General features: G+C 67.2%; 14 protein-coding genes. 7 read left to right on the top strand and 7 right to left on the bottom strand.

Going from position 1 to position 16,520, the window contains the following annotated elements; all coding sequences use genetic code 11:
* Nucleotides 1-70: 70 nt before the first annotated feature.
* Nucleotides 71-1,222 carry a threonine synthase gene (locus BM013_RS36755; RefSeq protein WP_093134798.1) on the top strand — a complete coding sequence of 384 codons (1,152 nt, stop codon included), beginning with the start codon at nt 71-73 and terminating at the stop codon, nt 1,220-1,222.
* Nucleotides 1,223-1,252: 30 nt separating this feature from the next.
* On the opposite strand, the gene BM013_RS36760 is transcribed toward BM013_RS36755, so the two are convergent.
* Both BM013_RS36760 and BM013_RS36765 read right to left on the bottom strand, forming a co-directional pair.
* A complete protein-coding gene (locus tag BM013_RS36760; protein WP_093134801.1) occupies nt 1,253-2,251 on the bottom strand; it encodes an ornithine cyclodeaminase family protein in 999 nt (332 codons plus the stop codon).
* Nucleotides 2,252-2,308: 57 nt separating this feature from the next.
* Nucleotides 2,309-2,617, bottom strand: coding sequence for a hypothetical protein (locus tag BM013_RS36765; protein ID WP_093134803.1), 309 nt, complete (start codon nt 2,615-2,617; stop codon nt 2,309-2,311).
* A gap of 169 nt (nt 2,618-2,786) precedes the next feature.
* Between BM013_RS36765 and secA the strand changes: the two genes are divergently transcribed.
* The 6 genes from secA (at nt 2,787) to BM013_RS36795 (ending at nt 12,276) form a co-directional block, all read left to right on the top strand.
* On the top strand, nt 2,787-5,573 hold the full coding sequence (secA, locus tag BM013_RS36770; protein ID WP_093134806.1) for a preprotein translocase subunit SecA: 2,787 nt from the start codon (nt 2,787-2,789) through the stop codon (nt 5,571-5,573).
* Nucleotides 5,574-5,737: 164 nt separating this feature from the next.
* Nucleotides 5,738-6,967, top strand: coding sequence for a bifunctional glutamate N-acetyltransferase/amino-acid acetyltransferase ArgJ (argJ, locus tag BM013_RS36775; RefSeq protein WP_093134809.1), 1,230 nt, complete (start codon nt 5,738-5,740; stop codon nt 6,965-6,967).
* A complete protein-coding gene (locus tag BM013_RS36780; protein WP_093134811.1) occupies nt 6,964-7,851 on the top strand; it encodes an ATP-binding protein in 888 nt (295 codons plus the stop codon). The genes argJ and BM013_RS36780 overlap by 4 nt, the downstream gene beginning before the upstream one ends.
* Nucleotides 7,848-8,294, top strand: coding sequence for an NUDIX domain-containing protein (locus tag BM013_RS36785; RefSeq protein ID WP_093134814.1), 447 nt, complete (start codon nt 7,848-7,850; stop codon nt 8,292-8,294). Before BM013_RS36780 ends, BM013_RS36785 begins: the two co-directional genes overlap by 4 nt.
* A gap of 3 nt (nt 8,295-8,297) precedes the next feature.
* On the top strand, nt 8,298-10,274 hold the full coding sequence (locus tag BM013_RS36790) for an acyltransferase family protein (RefSeq protein WP_093134962.1): 1,977 nt from the start codon (nt 8,298-8,300) through the stop codon (nt 10,272-10,274).
* Nucleotides 10,275-10,290: 16 nt separating this feature from the next.
* On the top strand, nt 10,291-12,276 hold the full coding sequence (locus BM013_RS36795) for an acyltransferase family protein (protein WP_093134817.1): 1,986 nt from the start codon (nt 10,291-10,293) through the stop codon (nt 12,274-12,276).
* Nucleotides 12,277-12,309: 33 nt separating this feature from the next.
* Here BM013_RS36795 and BM013_RS36800 read toward each other — a convergent pair whose 3' ends face one another.
* The 5 genes from BM013_RS36800 to coaE form a co-directional block, all read right to left on the bottom strand.
* Nucleotides 12,310-12,519, bottom strand: a complete 210-nt coding sequence (locus tag BM013_RS36800) for a DNA gyrase inhibitor YacG (protein ID WP_093134821.1) — start codon at nt 12,517-12,519, stop codon at nt 12,310-12,312.
* A complete protein-coding gene (gene zapD / locus BM013_RS36805; protein ID WP_093134824.1) occupies nt 12,516-13,271 on the bottom strand; it encodes a cell division protein ZapD in 756 nt (251 codons plus the stop codon). Before zapD ends, BM013_RS36800 begins: the two co-directional genes overlap by 4 nt.
* A gap of 39 nt (nt 13,272-13,310) precedes the next feature.
* Entirely contained in the window at nt 13,311-14,345 is a 1,035-nt protein-coding gene (locus tag BM013_RS36810) for a hypothetical protein (protein ID WP_093134827.1), read from the bottom strand.
* Nucleotide 14,346: 1 nt separating this feature from the next.
* The gene (locus BM013_RS36815) at nt 14,347-15,840 is read right to left on the bottom strand and encodes an MBOAT family O-acyltransferase (RefSeq protein WP_093134830.1); all 1,494 of its coding nucleotides are present in this window, start codon (nt 15,838-15,840) and stop codon (nt 14,347-14,349) included.
* A 69-nt stretch (nt 15,841-15,909) separates the two neighbouring features.
* A complete protein-coding gene (coaE, locus tag BM013_RS36820; RefSeq protein ID WP_177225669.1) occupies nt 15,910-16,518 on the bottom strand; it encodes a dephospho-CoA kinase in 609 nt (202 codons plus the stop codon).
* Nucleotides 16,519-16,520 lie beyond the last annotated feature (2 nt).

Here is a 16,520-nt window from a genome sequence, read left to right on the forward strand (position 1 = left end):
ACAAAAAATCCAATATTGGATGTATTATCCAAAATTTCCAACTTCGTCCAATTTGATCCAGGAGCCGCGAATGACCGTGAACGAACGCGCACGCTATGTCGATCCCCGCACCGGCAGGCACCATGAACTCTCCGAACGCCGCTGGCGCTCGGACGACGGCAACCCGATGATGGTCACGCCGCTGCCCGGCATCGGGCGCGCCGACATCGATTCGCGCACCCGCTCGCTGTGGCGCTACCGCGCGGCGCTGCCGGTGGCCATCGAGCAGCCCGCGAGCATGGGCGAAGGCTGCACGCCGCTGGTGCAGAAGCGCTGGGGTGACTTCGAGCCGCACTTCAAGCTCGAGTGGTTCAACCCGACCTGCAGCTTCAAGGACCGCGGCGCGGCGGTGATGATGTCGTTCCTGCGGCAGATCGGCGTCGACGCGGTGCTGGAAGACAGCTCGGGCAATGGCGGCGCGGCCATCGCAGCCGCTGGCGCGGCGGCCGGCGTGCGCGTGAAGGTGCTGGCGCCGAGCTACACGCCCGCGCCCAAGGTGGCGCAGATCAAGGCCTTCGGTGCCGAGGTGCAACTGGTGCCGGGGCCGCGCGAGGAGTCCGAGTACGAGGCGGTGCGGCAGTCGGAATCGATCTTCTACGCCAGCCACAACTGGCATCCGTTCTTTCTGCAGGGCACGAAGACGCTGGCGTACGAGCTGTGGGAAGACCTGGGTTTCGTGGCGCCCGACAACGTGGTGATTCCGACCGGCGCGGGCAGCAACGTGCTCGGCTGCTGGATCGGCTTCAAGGAGCTGCTGGCGGCGGGGCAGATCACCAGGCTCCCGCGCATCTTCGTGGCGCAGCCGCTGAACTGCTCGCCGATCGATGCGAGCTTCACGGCCGGCGCGGACACGCTGGTCGAGCGCGTCGTGCAGCCGACGATCGCCGAAGGCACGGCGATCAAGCGGCCGGTGCGGCTGATGGAAATCCTGCAGGCGCTGCGCGAGACGAACGGCCGCACCGTGGCGCTGACCGAGGCGCAGATCGCGGCCGCGGTGCGCCGGCTGGCGGCCAGCGGGCTCTACACGGAGCCGACCTCCGCGTCGGCCGCGGCGGCGATCGACGTGCTGGCGCAGCGCGGCGACATCAAGCCGGCCGAGACCACGGTGGCGGTGCTGACCGGCACCGGGTTGAAGTCGACGCAGTTCATGACGGAACTGTTCGGTGGCGACGCCGAAGCCTGAAGCCGCCTGAACTTCGTTACCTGGGCCGCGCTACCAGGGCCACGCGATGCGTGTGCCCGTTCCGGTCTCGGCCGCGCGCGCATGCAGCAGGCGCGCCACGGTCAGGTCCTGCAGGGCGAGGCCGGTCATGTCGAAGACCGTGATGTCGCTGGCGTCCCGCTCGAAGGTGGCCTTGCCGCTCAGCAGGTCGCCGAGCTCGACGCAGGCGGTGTCGGGCGCCCATTGCATCTCGCCGATCTGGCTGGCCTGCACGCGGTCGTCCACGACGAGGCGCGCGCGGGCCAGCAGGCCGTCGGGCAGTTCGCGCTTGCCCCGCGTGTCGGCGCCGACGCAGTTCAGGTGCGTGCCGGGCTGCACGGCGTCCAGGTCGAAGAGCGCGCCGCCGCCCGGCGTGGCGGTGATGACGATGTCGCTGCGGGCCACGGCCGCGTTGCGGTCGGTGGCCGGCGCGATGCTGCAGCGGGCGGCGAAGCGGGCTTCGAAGTCCGCCTGGCGCTGGCCGCTCGCGCTCACATAAAGAACCTCGTTCAGCGAGGGAATCAGCCGCAGCGCGAAGTCGAGCTGGATGCGCGCCTGCACGCCAGTGCCGAACAGGCACAGCCGCGCGCTGCCGGGCCGCGCCAGCTGTTGCAGGCCCAGCCCGCCCGCCGCGCCGGTGCGCACGGTGGTCACCGTGTTGCCGTCGATCACGCACAGCGGCCGGCCCGTGGAAGGGTCGATCAGCAGGATGGTGGCCTGGTGCGGCTCGCCGCCGCGCTGCCGGTTGGCCGGCCAGAAGCCGGCCGCCTTGAAGCCGAGCAGGCCCTGGGCCTGCACGTCGCCGGACTTGATGCCGAACACGCCGCCCGTGCGCAGCGGCTCGCGCACGACCGGGAAGACGCGGCCCTCGCGCTCGCTGTGCAGCACGAAGGCCTCGCGCACGGCCTGTTGCACGTCGCCGGGGGAGAGAAGGGCGTCGACCTGGTGCTTGTCGAGCAGCAGGAGCTGGGCGTGCGACGGCGCGGGAACGGGCTCGGTGGAAGGTGTCATCTGGAAATATTATCCAATTCCAGACGAAAAATCAAAAATAAGACGAATCCGAAGTTTTCAGCGGCCGGTGTGCACCTTGATCCGGATCGTCGACACGTCCCAGCCGCGGTTCTTGAGCCGGGTGACCAGCATCGGCGCCAGCTGTCGCAGCTTGGCGGCCGCGGCGCTGCCCTTGACCAGCAGGCACCAGACGTCGCCCTCGGCCGGGCCGGGCAGGATGGCCGCGCGCATGGCCGGTGGAATCAGGCCTTCCACGGCCTTGAGCCGCTCGGCGGTGTCCCGCGCCCGCGCCATCAGGCTGCCCAGGGCGGGCGCGCCCTGCGCCGCGTCGTGCAGTGAAATGGCGGGGGGAAGTCGGCGATACATGGGTAATCCAGGGGTTAGAAACAAGACAGCTAAAATGCCCGGTTTGCCGACGTTCGCGCCGGAAAAAAGGCCGCTTGCTTTAATGGGAAGCGCGCCCAACTGCTTTCACCATATCTTAGGGAATCCGGTCGAAGTGCCTGTCGTCTCAGGTGCCCGCCCATCTCCACCCATGGCAACCAACTTCCTGACCCAGATTTTCGGCAGTCGCAACGATCGGCTCCTCAAGCAGTATCGCAAGACGGTGGAACGCATCAATGCGCTCGAACCCGAGTTCGAGAAGCTCAGCGACGACGGGCTGCGTGCCAAGACGCAGGAGTTCAAGGACCGCATCGCCAAGGGCGAGGAACTGGACGCCCTGCTGCCGGAGGCCTTCGCCACGGTGCGCGAAGGCTCCAAGCGCGTCATGAAGATGCGCCACTTCGACGTCCAGCTGCTGGGCGGCATGGCGCTGCACAACGGCAAGATCTCCGAAATGCGCACCGGCGAAGGCAAGACGCTGACCGCCACGCTGCCGGTGTACCTGAACGCGCTGTCCGGCAAGGGCGTGCACGTGGTCACGGTGAACGACTACCTGGCCAACCGCGACGCGACCTGGATGGGCCGCCTGTACAACTTCCTGGGCCTGACGGTCGGCATCAACCTGCCGCAGATGCCGCGCGAGGAAAAGCAGCAGGCCTACGGCAGCGACATCACGTACGGCACGAACAACGAGTACGGCTTCGACTACCTGCGCGACAACATGGTCTACGAGCCGGGCGACCGGGTCCAGCGCGCGCTGAACTACGCGATCGTCGACGAGGTGGACTCGATCCTGATCGACGAAGCCCGCACCCCGCTGATCATCAGCGGCCAGGCCGAAGACCACACCGACCTCTACCTGGCCATCAACAAGGTGGTGCCGCTGCTGACCAAGCAGGAAGGCGAAGCCGACCCGCGCACCGGCGAAGGCGTCACGGTGCCCGGCGACTTCACGGTCGACGAGAAGACGCACCAGGTGTTCCTGACCGAAGACGGCCACGAGAACGCCGAGCGCATCCTGGGCGAGTTCAAGCTGCTGCCCGACGGCGCGTCGCTCTACGACCCGGCCAACATCACGCTGATGCACCACCTGAACGCGGCGCTGCGCGCCCGCCACCTGTACCACCGCGACCAGAGCTACGTGGTGCAGCAGGGCGAAGTGGTCATCGTCGACGAGTTCACCGGCCGCCTGATGACGGGCCGCCGCTGGAGCGACGGCCTGCACCAGGCCGTGGAAGCCAAGGAAGGCGTGGAGATCCAGGCCGAGAACCAGACGCTGGCCTCGATCACCTTCCAGAACTACTTCCGCCTGTACGGCAAGCTGGCCGGCATGACCGGCACGGCCGACACCGAAGCCTACGAGTTCCAGGAAATCTATGGTCTGGAGACCATGATCATTCCGCCGAACCGCATCAGCAAGCGCGACGACCAGCTCGACCGCGTCTACAAGACGACGCGCGAGAAGTACGAAGCGGCGATCCAGGACATTCGCGAGTGCTACGAGCGCGGCCAGCCGGTGCTGGTGGGCACCTCGTCCATCGAGAACTCCGAAATCATCGATGCGCTGCTCGAAAAGGCGGGGCTGCCGCACCAGGTGCTCAATGCCAAGCAGCACGCCCGCGAAGCCGACATCGTGGCGCAGGCCGGCCGCACGAAGATGATCACCATCGCGACCAACATGGCCGGCCGCGGTACCGACATCGTGCTGGGCGGCAACATCGAGAAGATGATCGAGGCGGTCGAGAACGACGAAGGCCGCGACGCGGCCGCCAAGGAAGCGGACATCGCGCACATCCGCGCCGAATGGACCAAGGACCACGAGTTCGTGAAGTCGCTGGGCGGCCTGCGCATCATCGCGACCGAGCGCCACGAATCGCGCCGCATCGACAACCAGCTGCGCGGGCGTTCGGGCCGCCAGGGCGACCCGGGCTCCTCGCGCTTCTACCTGAGCCTGGACGATCCGCTGATGCGCATCTTCGCGGGCGACCGCGTGAAGGCGATCATGGACCGCCTGAAGATGCCCGACGGCGAAGCCATCGAGGCCGGCATCGTCACGCGCAGCATCGAGAGCGCGCAGCGCAAGGTCGAGGCGCGCAACTTCGACATCCGCAAGCAGCTGCTCGAGTACGACGACGTGTCCAACGACCAGCGCAAGGTGATCTACCAGCAGCGCAACGACATCCTCGACGCGGGCGACCTCACGGCGCAGATCGCGGCGCTGCGCGAAGGCTGCTTCACCGACCTGGTGCGCCAGTACGTGCCCAGCGAGTCGGTCGAGGAGCAGTGGGACCTGGCCGGCCTGGAGAAGAGCCTGTCCAACGAATGGGGCATCGACATGCCCCTGCAGAAGGACGTGGAAGCCTCCGACGCCGTGGCCGACGAGGACATCGTCGAGAAGGTGCTCGCCAATGCGAACGAGAACTTCGACGCCAAGGTGGCGCTGATCGGCCAGGAGAACTTCACGCAGTTCGAGCGCATGGTGCTGCTGCAGAGCATCGACACCCACTGGCGCGAACACCTGGCCTCGCTCGACTACCTGCGCCAGGGCATCCACCTGCGCGGCTATGCGCAGAAGCAGCCCAAGCAGGAATACAAGCGCGAAGCCTTCGAGCTCTTCGGCCAGCTGCTCGACTCGGTCAAGAACGAAGTCACCCGCCAGCTGATGACGGTGCGCGTGCAGTCGGGCGAACAGCTCGAGGAAGCCGCCGAAGCGCTGGAAAGCCGCGGCGAGAACGTTGCCAACATCACCTACAGCGCGCCGACCGAGACCGGCGAGGTCGAGGTGCGCGTCGACGAGGAAAGCCAGCGCCGCGCGGCGTTCGCCGGTGCGGGCGCCATCAGCGCCGAGGCCGCGGCCTTCGGCCGTGTCGGGCGCAACGACCCGTGCCCCTGCGGCAGCGGCAAGAAGTTCAAGCAGTGCCACGGCAAGCTGAGCTGAGCAACGGACTCTCCCCCAGGCTTGTCCACTTCGTGTGACCTCCTTCCCCCTCGCCGGGGGCGATACCAGCGGCCCGGCAAAGCCGGTTGCGCGGTATTCCCGGCGAGGACCGTGGGGGTCCTTGGTACCGATGCAAAACTGATGCGCAAGAAGGAATAACTGCCATGCCCGTGAACCTGTCTGCCCCTGATCCCGCCGCCTTGTTCGCGGTGCCCGGCGTTCGCATCGGCGTGGCCGAAGCGGGCGTGCGCAAGGCCAACCGCAAGGACCTGACCGTCGTGCTGATCGACGAAGGCTCCGCGGTCGGCGGCGTGTTCACCCAGAACCGTTTCTGCGCCGCGCCGGTGCAGGTCTGCCGCGACCACCTGGCCTCGAACTTCGGCATTCGCGCGATGGTGATCAACACCGGCAACGCCAATGCCGGCACGGGCGAAGACGGCCTGATGCGCACGCGCGCCACCTGCATCGCGCTGGCACGCCACCTGGAGATCGCGCCCGAGCAGATCCTGCCGTTCTCCACCGGCGTGATCATGGAGCCGCTGCCCGTGGACCGCATCGAAGCGGGCCTGCCGGCCGCGCTGGCCGACGCCGGCGCCGACCACTGGGCGCGCGCGGCCGAAGGCATCATGACCACCGACACGATCCCCAAGGCGTTCAGCCAGCGGGTGCAGGTCGGCGGCGCCACGGTCACCGTCACCGGCATCAGCAAGGGCGCCGGCATGATCCGCCCGAACATGGCGACCATGCTGGGCTTCATGGCCACCGACGCGAAGATCGACGCCGCGCTGATCCAGCCGCTGGCCAAGCTGCTGGCCGATGCGTCGTTCAACCGCGTGACCATCGACGGCGACACCTCGACCAACGACTCGTTCGTGGTCATCGCCACGCAGAAGGCATCGCAAGCCACCATCACCTCGCTCGACTCGGCCGACGGCCAGGCGCTCGTGGCCGCCATGCAGAACGTGGCCCGCCAGCTGGCGCAGGCCATCGTGCGTGACGGCGAGGGCGCGACCAAGTTCATCACCGTGCAGGTCGACGGCGGCAAGGACGCTGCCGAATGCAAGCAGGTGGCCTATGCCGTGGCGCATTCGCCGCTGGTCAAGACGGCCTTCTACGCCAGCGACCCGAACCTGGGCCGCATCCTGGCGGCCGTGGGCTATGCGGGCATCGCCGACCTCGACCAGACCGGCATCGACCTGTTCCTGGACGACGTGCACGTGGCGGTCAAGGGCGGGCGCAACCCGTCGTACCGCGAGGAAGACGGCCAGCGCGTGATGAAGCAGAGCGAAATCACCGTGCGCATCGGCCTGGGCCGCGGCAACGCCAGCGAAACCGTGTGGACCTGCGACTTCAGCCACGACTACGTGACGATCAATGCCGATTACCGGTCATGAATGAGCAGTTCCAAAGGCTGATCGAGCGCGCCGAGCAGCTCATTTCCCGCATCGAATCGGTCCTTCCGCAGCCGCTGGCCGCGCCCGCCGACTGGAACGCCTCCATCGCCTGGCGCTACCGCCGCCGCAACTCGGGCCACGGCGTGCTCGAGCCGGTGAAGCATGTGGCCGCGATGTCGCTCGATTCGCTGAAGGAAATCGACGCTCAGAAGGAAAAGATCGCGCGCAACACGCAGCAGTTCGTCGAAGGCAAGCCCGCCAACAACGTGCTGCTGACGGGCGCACGCGGTACCGGCAAGTCGTCGCTCATTCGCGCCTGCCTGCAGACCTATGCGCCGCAGGGCCTGCGCCTGATCGAGGTGGACAAGGCCGAGCTGGTGGACCTGCCCGACATCGTCGAGGTGGTCTCGCAGCGGCCCGAGAAGTTCATCGTGTTCAGCGACGACCTGAGCTTCGACGAGGGCGAGCCGGGCTACAAGGCGCTGAAGTCGATCCTGGACGGATCGATTGCCGCGTCGACGCCCAACGTGCTGATCTACGCGACCAGCAACCGGCGCCACCTGCTGCCCGAGTACATGAAGGACAACCTCTCGTACACCCACACCGAGGACGGCGAAGTCCACCCCGGTGAAGTGATCGAGGAAAAGATCTCGCTGTCGGAGCGCTTCGGCCTCTGGGTGAGCTTCTACCCGTTCAGCCAGAACGAGTACCTGACGATCGTGGCCCAGTGGCTGTCGTCCTTCGGCGTGACACCGGCCGCCATCGAGGCCGCGCGGCCCGAGGCGCTGGTGTGGGCGCTGGAGCGCGGTTCGCGCAGCGGCCGCGTGGCCTACCAGTTCGCGCGCGACTACGCGGGACGGGACGCAGGGCGGGGTGCCGCGTGAGCGAGCCTCGCAAGCACACCGAGGTGGCGGTCGGCGTGTTGATCCGCCTGTCGGACGACGCGCTGCTGCTCTCGACCCGGCCCGAAGGCAAGGCCTATGCGGGCTTCTGGGAGTTTCCCGGCGGCAAGATCGAGGCGGGTGAAACGGTCGAGCAGGCGCTGCGGCGCGAGCTGCACGAAGAGCTCGGCATCACCATCGAGGGTGCGGAGGTCTGGAAGGTCACCGAGCACGACTACCCGCATGCGCTGGTGCGCCTGCACTGGTGCAAGGTGACGGCGTGGACCGGCGAGTTCGAGATGCGCGAAGGCCAGCAGATGGCCTGGCAGCAGTTGCCGCTGGACGTGACGCCGGTGTTGCCGGGCGCGTTCCCGGTGCTGCAGTGGCTGTGCGAAGAGCGCGGCCTGCCGTTCGAGGCGCCGCCGGTTGTCACGCCGGCCGCCTGATTGATGCATCCCAAGTACCGCCCGGACATCGATGGGCTGCGCGCGATCGCGGTGGCCTCCGTGCTGGTGTATCACGCCTTCCCCTCGGCGCTGATGGGCGGCTTCATCGGGGTCGACATCTTCTTCGTGATCTCGGGGTTCCTGATCACGACCATCATCCTGCAGAGCCTCGCGGCGGGCGACTTCACCTACCGCGACTTCTATGCACGGCGCATCCGGCGGATCTTCCCGGCGCTGACCGTGGTGCTGCTGGCGACGCTGCTCGCCGGCTGGTACCTGCTGCTGTCCGACGAGTTCGCCGAGCTCGGCAAGCAGACCGTGGGCGGCTCGGCGTTCGTCGCCAACCTGCTGTTCTGGAGCGAGTCGGGCTACTTCGACACGGCCGCCGAAACCAAGCCGCTGCTGCACCTTTGGTCGCTGGGCATCGAGGAGCAGTTCTACATCTTCTGGCCGCTGCTGCTGGGGCTCGCCTGGCGCAAGCGCTGGCCGATCGTGCGCGTGGTGCTGGCGGTGGCGGCGGTGTCTCTGGCGGTCAACGTGGCCACGGTGCACCCGCTGCCGGCCGCGTCGTTCTACTCGCCGGCTTCCCGTTTCTGGGAGCTGATGGTGGGCGGCATCCTGGCGTGCATGCGGTTGCGGCCGCCCACGCCCAACGTGTGGCGCAGCCATGTGCAGTCGGTGCTGGGCGTCGGGCTGATCGTGCTCGGGCTGGTAATGATCCGCAGCAACAAGGCGTTCCCGGGCTGGTGGGCGCTGCTGCCCACGCTGGGCGCGGTGAGCTGCATTGCCGCGGGGCCGAATGGCGTGCTGAACAAGTACCTGCTGTCGAACCGGGTGATGGTGTGGATCGGGCTCATCAGCTATCCGCTGTACCTGTGGCACTGGCCGCTGCTGGCGTTCGTGCGCATCGTGGAAGCCGACCCGCTGCACCCGTCGCCGGTCTACCGTGCGGGCGCGATGGTGGCGAGCGTGCTGCTCGCCTGGGCGACCTACCGCTTCGTCGAGCGTTACGCGCGCAACCGGCCCGGCCCGGGCACGCTCAAGGCACTGGCCGTGGGCATGGTGCTGCTGGCGGCGGCCGGCGTCGCGATCTTCCTCGGCGTGCCCCAGCCTCGCAACAACAATGCCCAACTGCAGATCGTGGCCAACGCCACGCTGGACGCCGGCTACTACGAGGGCTTCAAGCTCGACCAGATCGGCGAGCAGCTGATCTACAAGGTCGGCGGCGGGCCCAAGCGCGTGCTGTTCCTGGGCGACAGCCACGTGCAGCAGTACGCGCCGCGTGTGATGGAGCTGGCCCGCTCGCTGTCGATGCAGGACAAGTCGGCCTGGTTCGCGACCCAGGGCGCGTGCCCCGCGGTGCCGGGCGTCCATGCGGACAAGAACATCGGCTGCGCCGAGCGGCGTGACGCCATGCTGGCCTATGCGATGGGGCCCGAGATCGACTCGGTGGTGATCGGCGGTTGCTGGAACTGCTACTTCGTCGGGCACGGCGCGCTGGAGTACTACTTCCGCGATGCCGACAAGAAGGTCCATCCGTTCCAGAACGGCGACGGCATCGAGCGTTCGCTGGCCTCGCTGGAGTTCACGCTGCGCGAACTCGCACGGCACAAGAAGGTCTACCTGCTGCTCGACAACCCCGGCGGCGACAAGTTCTCGCCCAAGCGCCTGATCGAAGGCAGCCGCCTGACGCACATGGAAGCCATGACCTCGACGCCGACGACGCCGCTGCCGGCCGACCAGAAGCAGCTCAACGACCGGCTGCGCGCCATCGCCGAGGCGAGCGGGGCGGAGCCGATCGACGCGATGGCGGTGCTGTGCAAGAACGACCAGTGCCTGCTCACGCTGCCCGACGGCTCACCCGCCTACAAGGACGGCGACCATCTGCGTCCGCGCTACACCCGGGAAGAGGCGAGCTACTTCGACCGCACGGTGCGCACCGCGCCCGCCACGGCCGAGCCGCAGAAACCTTCGCGCTGAGCGCGCCGCGTGAACGATGCATCCCAAGTACCGCCCGGACATTGACGGCCTGCGCGCCATCGCGGTGGGCTCGGTGCTGGCGTACCACGCCTTTCCGAGCCTGTTGCCCGGCGGTTTCATCGGGGTCGACATCTTCTTCGTGATCTCGGGTTTCCTGATCACGACCATCCTTCTGCAGAGCCTCGCGGCCGGCGATTTCACTTACCGCGACTTCTATGCGCGGCGCATCCGGCGCATCTTTCCCGCGCTGGTGCTGGTGCTGCTCGCCACGCTGGCATTCGGCTGGTACGTGCTGCTGCCGGGCGAGTTCTCGCAGCTCGGCAAGCAGACCACGGGCGGTGCCGCGTTCTTCGCCAACCTGGTGTTCCTCGGCGAAGCGGGCTACTTCGACGCCACGGCCGAGACCAAGCCGCTGCTGCACCTGTGGTCGCTGGGGATCGAGGAGCAGTTCTACATCTTCTGGCCTTTGCTGCTGGGGCTCGCGTGGCGCAAGCGCTGGCCGATCCTGCGGCTGACGCTGGCGGTGGCCATCGTCTCTTTCCTGGTCAACGTGGTCACGGTGCAGCCGCACCGCGCGGCGGCGTTCTATTCGCCGCTGTCGCGCGCGTGGGAGCTGATGGCCGGCGGGTTGCTGGCGGCTATGCGCCTGCAGGCCGCGAACGCAACGGGCGCGGCGTCGGGCTCGACGGATCCGCGGCCCTGGACGAAGCATGTGCAGTCCATCGTCGGCGTGGGCCTGATCGTGCTGGGCCTGTTCATGACGCGCAGCACCAAGGCCTTTCCGGGCTGGTGGGCGCTGCTGCCGGTGCTGGGCGCGGTGAGCTGCATTGCCGCGGGGCCGAACGGCGTGCTGAACAAGTACCTGCTGTCGAACCGGGCGATGGTGTGGATCGGCCTCATCAGCTACCCGCTGTACCTGTGGCACTGGCCGCTGCTTTCGTATGCGCGCATCGTCGCGGGCGGGGAGCCTTCGCTGCAGGTGCGCATCGCGATGGTGGTGGCGGCGATCGTGCTGGCGTGGGCCACGTACCGTTTCCTGGAGCGCTTCGTGAAGCTGCATCTGTCGCAGGGCATGCTGCGCGGGCTGGCGGCCAGCGGCGCTGCGCTGGCGCTGGCTGGCGTGGTGGTGTTCCTGGGCACGCCGCTGCCGCGCAACGACAGCCAGGCCTTGCAGGCCGTGGCAGATGCCACGCGCGAGGACAACTACTACGACGGCTTCGAAGAAGCCGCGCTGGGCGACCAGTTCGTCTACCGCGCGGGCAACGGCAAGCACAACGTGCTGTTGATCGGCGACAGCCACGTCGAGCAGTACGCGCCGCGCGCGCTCGAGCTGCAGCGCACGCAGCCCGGCAAGGCGCGCACCGTGTACTTCGCGACCAAGGGCTCCTGCCCGCCGGTGCCGGGCCTGTTCAGCGGCGCCGACACGTCGTGCGACGAGCGGCGCGCAGCGGTGCTCGACCTGGCGCTCAAGCCGGAAGTCGATTCGGTGGTGATCGGGGCCTGCTGGAGTTGCTACTTCACCGGCGCCGGGCCCACGGTGAACTACTTCGTCGACGAGAAGAAGGCCGTGCACCCGTTCCTCAAGGGCGACGGCATCGACCTGTCGCTGCAGTCGCTGGGCGAGGTGCTGAAGCGGCTGTCGGCGCACAAGAAGGTCTACCTGGTGCTGGGCAACCCGGTCGGCATGGACTTCGATCCGCTCAAGCAGATCCAGGGCAGCCGCCTTGGCGGCATGACCGCCGAGAGCGGGCAGCTCAAGGCCCCGATGCCGGAAGACCAGGCGCAGTTCAACGCGAGGTTGAAGGCCGTGGCCGAGGCCAACGGGGCGCAGGTGATCGCGCCTTTCGCCAGCTTGTGCGCGAACGGCCAGTGCCTGCGCAGCATGCCGGACGACGGTTCGCCGGCGTACAAGGACATCGGTCACCTCCGGCCGCGCTATGCGCGCAGCTTCGCGACCTACATGGATCCGGCACTGCTGGACGAGGACGCGGGCGGCAAGTAGCCTGCGTGGCGCGGCCGTGGGCCGCTCGATCGACTATTGAATCTTGGGATCGCCGAACGGCTCGTCGTCGGGCGGAGCCTCGGCCGGCATGCGGAATTCTTCGCTCGCCCAGGCCCCCAGGTCGATGCCCTTGCAGCGCGCGCTGCAGAACGGCCGGTAGGCATTGCTAGGTGCGTAGATGCTGTCGCCGCCGCACGAGGGGCAGCGAACGATCCGCTCGCCCTTGTCGTTCACCGCGGTCATGCGCAGAGGGTCAGCTCGAAGGGCGCGTCGTCCGAGCTTTGGTGCAGGCGGTCGTCCTTGTCGTGGCGCATGAGGCGCACGGACACCATGAGACGGTTGCCGCTGATTTCAGGAATCAACCCCAGCTTGGGATCGATGCGCAGGCGCAGCAGCTGGAAGCTGCGGCCCTGCGGCAGGTTCTGCTGGAACTGGCCGTGGGTGGCGATGACCTTGTAGGGCACGTCGGTGTCGCGCAGCAGCTTGAGCAGCAGGTAGATCGACGAGGCCAGCGGGGAGAGGGTGTTCGACCAGCGCTCCAAGTCCGCGCGGCGGTTGGGTGCGGGGCGGTGCTGCCAGGCGTAGTAGGCAGGCAGATCGAACTCGCAGGTGCCGCCCGGAATGCCGGCGCGGCTGCGGATGCTCATGAGCCACTCGTTCTCCGTCAACGCCTGGCCGGCCTTGCCCGCCACGCCGTTGAGCGTGGTGAAGTTGCGTTCGAGCTGGCCGACGACCTGGTCGAGCACGGCCTCGGCGATCGCCGGATTGCCGCGGTAGCTGTTGAAGACGTTCTTGTGCTTGTCGAGGTCGCGCAGTACGTCGGCCTTCAGGTCGGCGCGCGCGGCGACGTCCATGATCTCGAAGATCGTGATCAGGGCGTAGTGATGGGACAGCGGCGATTCGGAGGGCACCAGCTCGCCGAGGCGGCGAAACAGGTGCTCCAGCCGCAGGTACGTGCGGATGCGCTCGTTGAAGGGGTACTCGTAGAGGATCACGCGTATCGGTTTTTCACGTCAGGTTCGAGCTTGTTGCGCTCATTGCGATTTGGCAGCCGGGGCGGGCAGCACCTGGCGTACAGCCTCCAGCATACGCTGACCGAAAAGAATGTAACCCCGGGTCGAGACGTGGGTCTCGTTCGCGGGGAAAAGATCCATCATCTTGAAGCGATTCTGCTCGGCAAGTTCGAACAGGTCCGGCCCGACATTCTGCGGGTTGAACACGGCCCTGAACGCGTCGGCATGGTTTTGTTGCAAATACACCGTGCTCTTGTTGGGCACGACCATCCACACGACCTTGTAGGGCGCGGCGGTGGTCTCGAAGCTCTTCATGAAGCGCGCCGACTCGGGCGACAGCGCATCGTTGACGCGGTCTTCGGCCGTCACCAGCAGCTTGTTGCAGGCGTGGTGGCTGAACTGCTTGCAGCCGTCGGGCACCACGCGCGAGTCGATCAGCGGACCCCAGCGCTCGGGCGTGTTGGTCCAATTGTCGGAGCGCAGGATGGCCTTGGTGTTGTGGTACGTGAACCAGCCGCTGAGCAACTGGGCATCCCAGTTGAGCTGGAAGCCGGGCGCGGGCCTGGCCGGGTTCTCGAAGGGCGGCGGCGTCGGCTTGAAGGCGTGCTTCATGGTCTTGCAGCCCTCGGACTTCTTCATACGGTCCTCGAGCAGGCGCTCGATGCTCTCGACGATGACGACCTTGCCCTTGAAGCCGGACTTCTGGAGCCAGCCCGGGAAGTCCTCGCACAGCGCGCCGTTGAGGTTGTCCCAATGGGTGGTCGTCACCTTGTAGCCGGCGCCCACGAGCGACGCCTGCCAGGCGTAGCGCACGGAGAAGCTGTCGCCGATGACCAGGACGTCGGATTCGTTGATCGGCCAGGTCTTGACGTCGGCGTCGGGGATGGGCGGCGGCGGCGTGTGCCAGCCGAACTCGCGCTCCGAGATGCGGCCGATGCGCGTCAGGTCGCCGTAGGGAATGGGCGTGAAGAGGCTGACCAGCAGGAGTGCGCAGCACACCAGGTAGCCCGCGGCGAAGATGCGAAGCCAGGTCTTGGCCGATTTTGTGTCGTCCATGTCAGAACTGGAAATAGAGGAACGGGCTGTAGCTGCCGAACTTCGACACGCACAGGCCAAAAAGATAGATGCAGCCCAGGCCCGTGACCACGGTCGCCAGGCGCTGCAGGCGCGGCCGTCCGGCCAGGCCCGCCACGCTCGGGATCCAGCGGTCGAGCGTGATGGTGGGCGGCAATGCCAGGCAGATCAGCAGGCCGACGAAGAGGGTCTGGAAGAACTCGGGCTTGCGGAACGGCACGCGGAACTCGCTGAAGGCCGACACGGGCGCGCCGTGCAGGCCCAGCATGCCCTTGTAGATCTCGATGGCCGCCGTCAAGCTGTCGGCGCGGAACACGACCCAGGCGATCATCACGCACAGGAAGGTGATGAACCAGCCGATCACGCGGCCGTACCAGGTGGTCTTGGTGTTGCCGCGGCGCACCTTGGCGTTCCAGAAGTGGTTGACCATCAGGTAGGCGCCGTGCAGCGCGCCCCAGATCACGAAGGTCCAGGCGGCGCCGTGCCACAGGCCGCCCAGCAGCATGGTCAGGAACAGGTTGATGTAGCGGCGTGCCGGGCCCTTGCGGTTGCCGCCCAGCGGCACATAGAGGTAGTCGCGCAGGAAGGTCGACAGCGAGATGTGCCAGCGCCGCCAGAACTCGATCATGTTGGTCGATTTGTAGGGCGAGCGGAAGTTCAGCGGCAGCTGCACGCCCAGCACCAGCGACAGACCCACCGCCATGTCGGAGTAGCCCGAGAAGTCGAAGTAGATCTGCAGCGTATAGGCCAGCACGCCGAACCACGCCGTGTACAGCGAGGGCATCACGCCTTCGTGCACGCCCTTGAACATCATGTCCGCGTACTGGCCCAGCGGGTCGGCGATCAGCATCTTCTTGCCCAGGCCGAAGACGAAGATGCCCAGCCCGAGCGCCACATTGTTGGCGTTGATCCTGTAGGTGGCCGGGTTGTTGAACTGCGGCATCATCTGCGCGTGATGCAGCACCGGACCCGCGATCAGGTGCGGGAAGTAGGTCACGAACAGTGCGTAGTGGATGAAGCTGCGCTCGTGCACCTTGCCCTGCCAGCAGTCGACCAGGAAGGCGATCTGCGTGAAGGTGTAGAACGAAATGCCGATCGGCAGCACGATGTGCACCAGGTCGATCTGCGAGAAGCCCGCGGCGGCCAGGCCGGCGTCGATGTTCTCCAGGAAGAAGTTGGCGTACTTGAAGACGGCCAGCACCCCGAGGTTGAGCACCAGCGCGATGATCAGCAGGGCCTTGCGGTGCTTGTCGTCGCGGCCGGGCGAGGGCGTGAGCCGCAGGCCGAACCAGTAGTTGACGCAGATCGACCCCAGCAGCAGGGGAAGCGCCTTGACGCTCCACCAGCCGTAGAAGAAGAGCGAGGCCAGGGCCAGGAAACCCGCCGCCGATCGGGGACTGCGCGCACCGATCAGGAAGAAACCGATCAGGACCAGCGGGAAGAAAACGAAGATGAAGGGATACGAATTGAAAAGCATCGTGAGGGGCGCTGAGGCGTGCGCCGTTTGACGTGATCGTCGTGTAGCCGTCGCGGCGTCAACCCCAAATTATCGCGTGCCGGCCCGAACCCACTGTTCCCAGAGACCCCACACCTGCGAACCGAGTTCCGCCAGGCTCAGGGTCTCGTTGTAAATCACTGCGTCAGCGGCCGCCCGGCGCGCCTTGCGCGGGGCCTGCTGGGCGATCACCGCCTTGACGGCGTCGGGGGCCCAGCCCGAGCGCGCGATCACGCGTTGCAGCTGGGTTTCTTCGGTTGCGTCGACCACCAGCACCCGGTCGACGATGGCGCGCCAGCGGCCGGATTCGAGCAGCAGGGGCACGTCGAACACGACGATCGCGTCTTCACCGGCCGCCACGGCCTGGCGCTGTGTTTCGGTGCCGATCAGGGGGTGGAGGATGGATTCGAGGCGCAGCTTGGCGCCGGCATCCGCGAAGACGATCTGGCGCATGGCGGCCCGGTCCAGCCCGCCGTCGGGGCCGATGACGCCGGGGCCGAAGGCGCTTTCGAGCGCTGGCATCGCGATGCCGCCGGGCAGGGCGATGGCGCGGGCGATGGCGTCGGTGTCCACAAGGACCGCGCCCTGCTGTACGAGCAGTCCGGCGACAGTGCTCTTGCCGCTGCCGATACCGCCCGTCAGGCCGATGCGCCGCACCATGC

It is taken from the genome of Variovorax sp. OK605 (assembly GCF_900115445.1).
Classification (GTDB): domain Bacteria; phylum Pseudomonadota; class Gammaproteobacteria; order Burkholderiales; family Burkholderiaceae_C; genus Variovorax.

Coding starts and splice junctions, on each gene's coding strand:
- secA (WP_093134806.1), top strand. CDS start 2,787: ATGGCAACCAACTTCCTGACCCAGATTTTCGGCAGTCGCAACGATCGG.
- BM013_RS36765 (WP_093134803.1), bottom strand. CDS start 2,617: ATGTATCGCCGACTTCCCCCCGCCATTTCACTGCACGACGCGGCGCAG.
- BM013_RS36800 (WP_093134821.1), bottom strand. CDS start 12,519: ATGACCGCGGTGAACGACAAGGGCGAGCGGATCGTTCGCTGCCCCTCG.
- coaE (WP_177225669.1), bottom strand. CDS start 16,518: ATGGTGCGGCGCATCGGCCTGACGGGCGGTATCGGCAGCGGCAAGAGC.
- BM013_RS36795 (WP_093134817.1), top strand. CDS start 10,291: ATGCATCCCAAGTACCGCCCGGACATTGACGGCCTGCGCGCCATCGCG.
- BM013_RS36790 (WP_093134962.1), top strand. CDS start 8,298: ATGCATCCCAAGTACCGCCCGGACATCGATGGGCTGCGCGCGATCGCG.
- BM013_RS36810 (WP_093134827.1), bottom strand. CDS start 14,345: ATGGACGACACAAAATCGGCCAAGACCTGGCTTCGCATCTTCGCCGCG.
- argJ (WP_093134809.1), top strand. CDS start 5,738: ATGCCCGTGAACCTGTCTGCCCCTGATCCCGCCGCCTTGTTCGCGGTG.
- BM013_RS36780 (WP_093134811.1), top strand. CDS start 6,964: ATGAATGAGCAGTTCCAAAGGCTGATCGAGCGCGCCGAGCAGCTCATT.
- BM013_RS36760 (WP_093134801.1), bottom strand. CDS start 2,251: ATGACACCTTCCACCGAGCCCGTTCCCGCGCCGTCGCACGCCCAGCTC.
- BM013_RS36755 (WP_093134798.1), top strand. CDS start 71: ATGACCGTGAACGAACGCGCACGCTATGTCGATCCCCGCACCGGCAGG.
- BM013_RS36815 (WP_093134830.1), bottom strand. CDS start 15,840: ATGCTTTTCAATTCGTATCCCTTCATCTTCGTTTTCTTCCCGCTGGTC.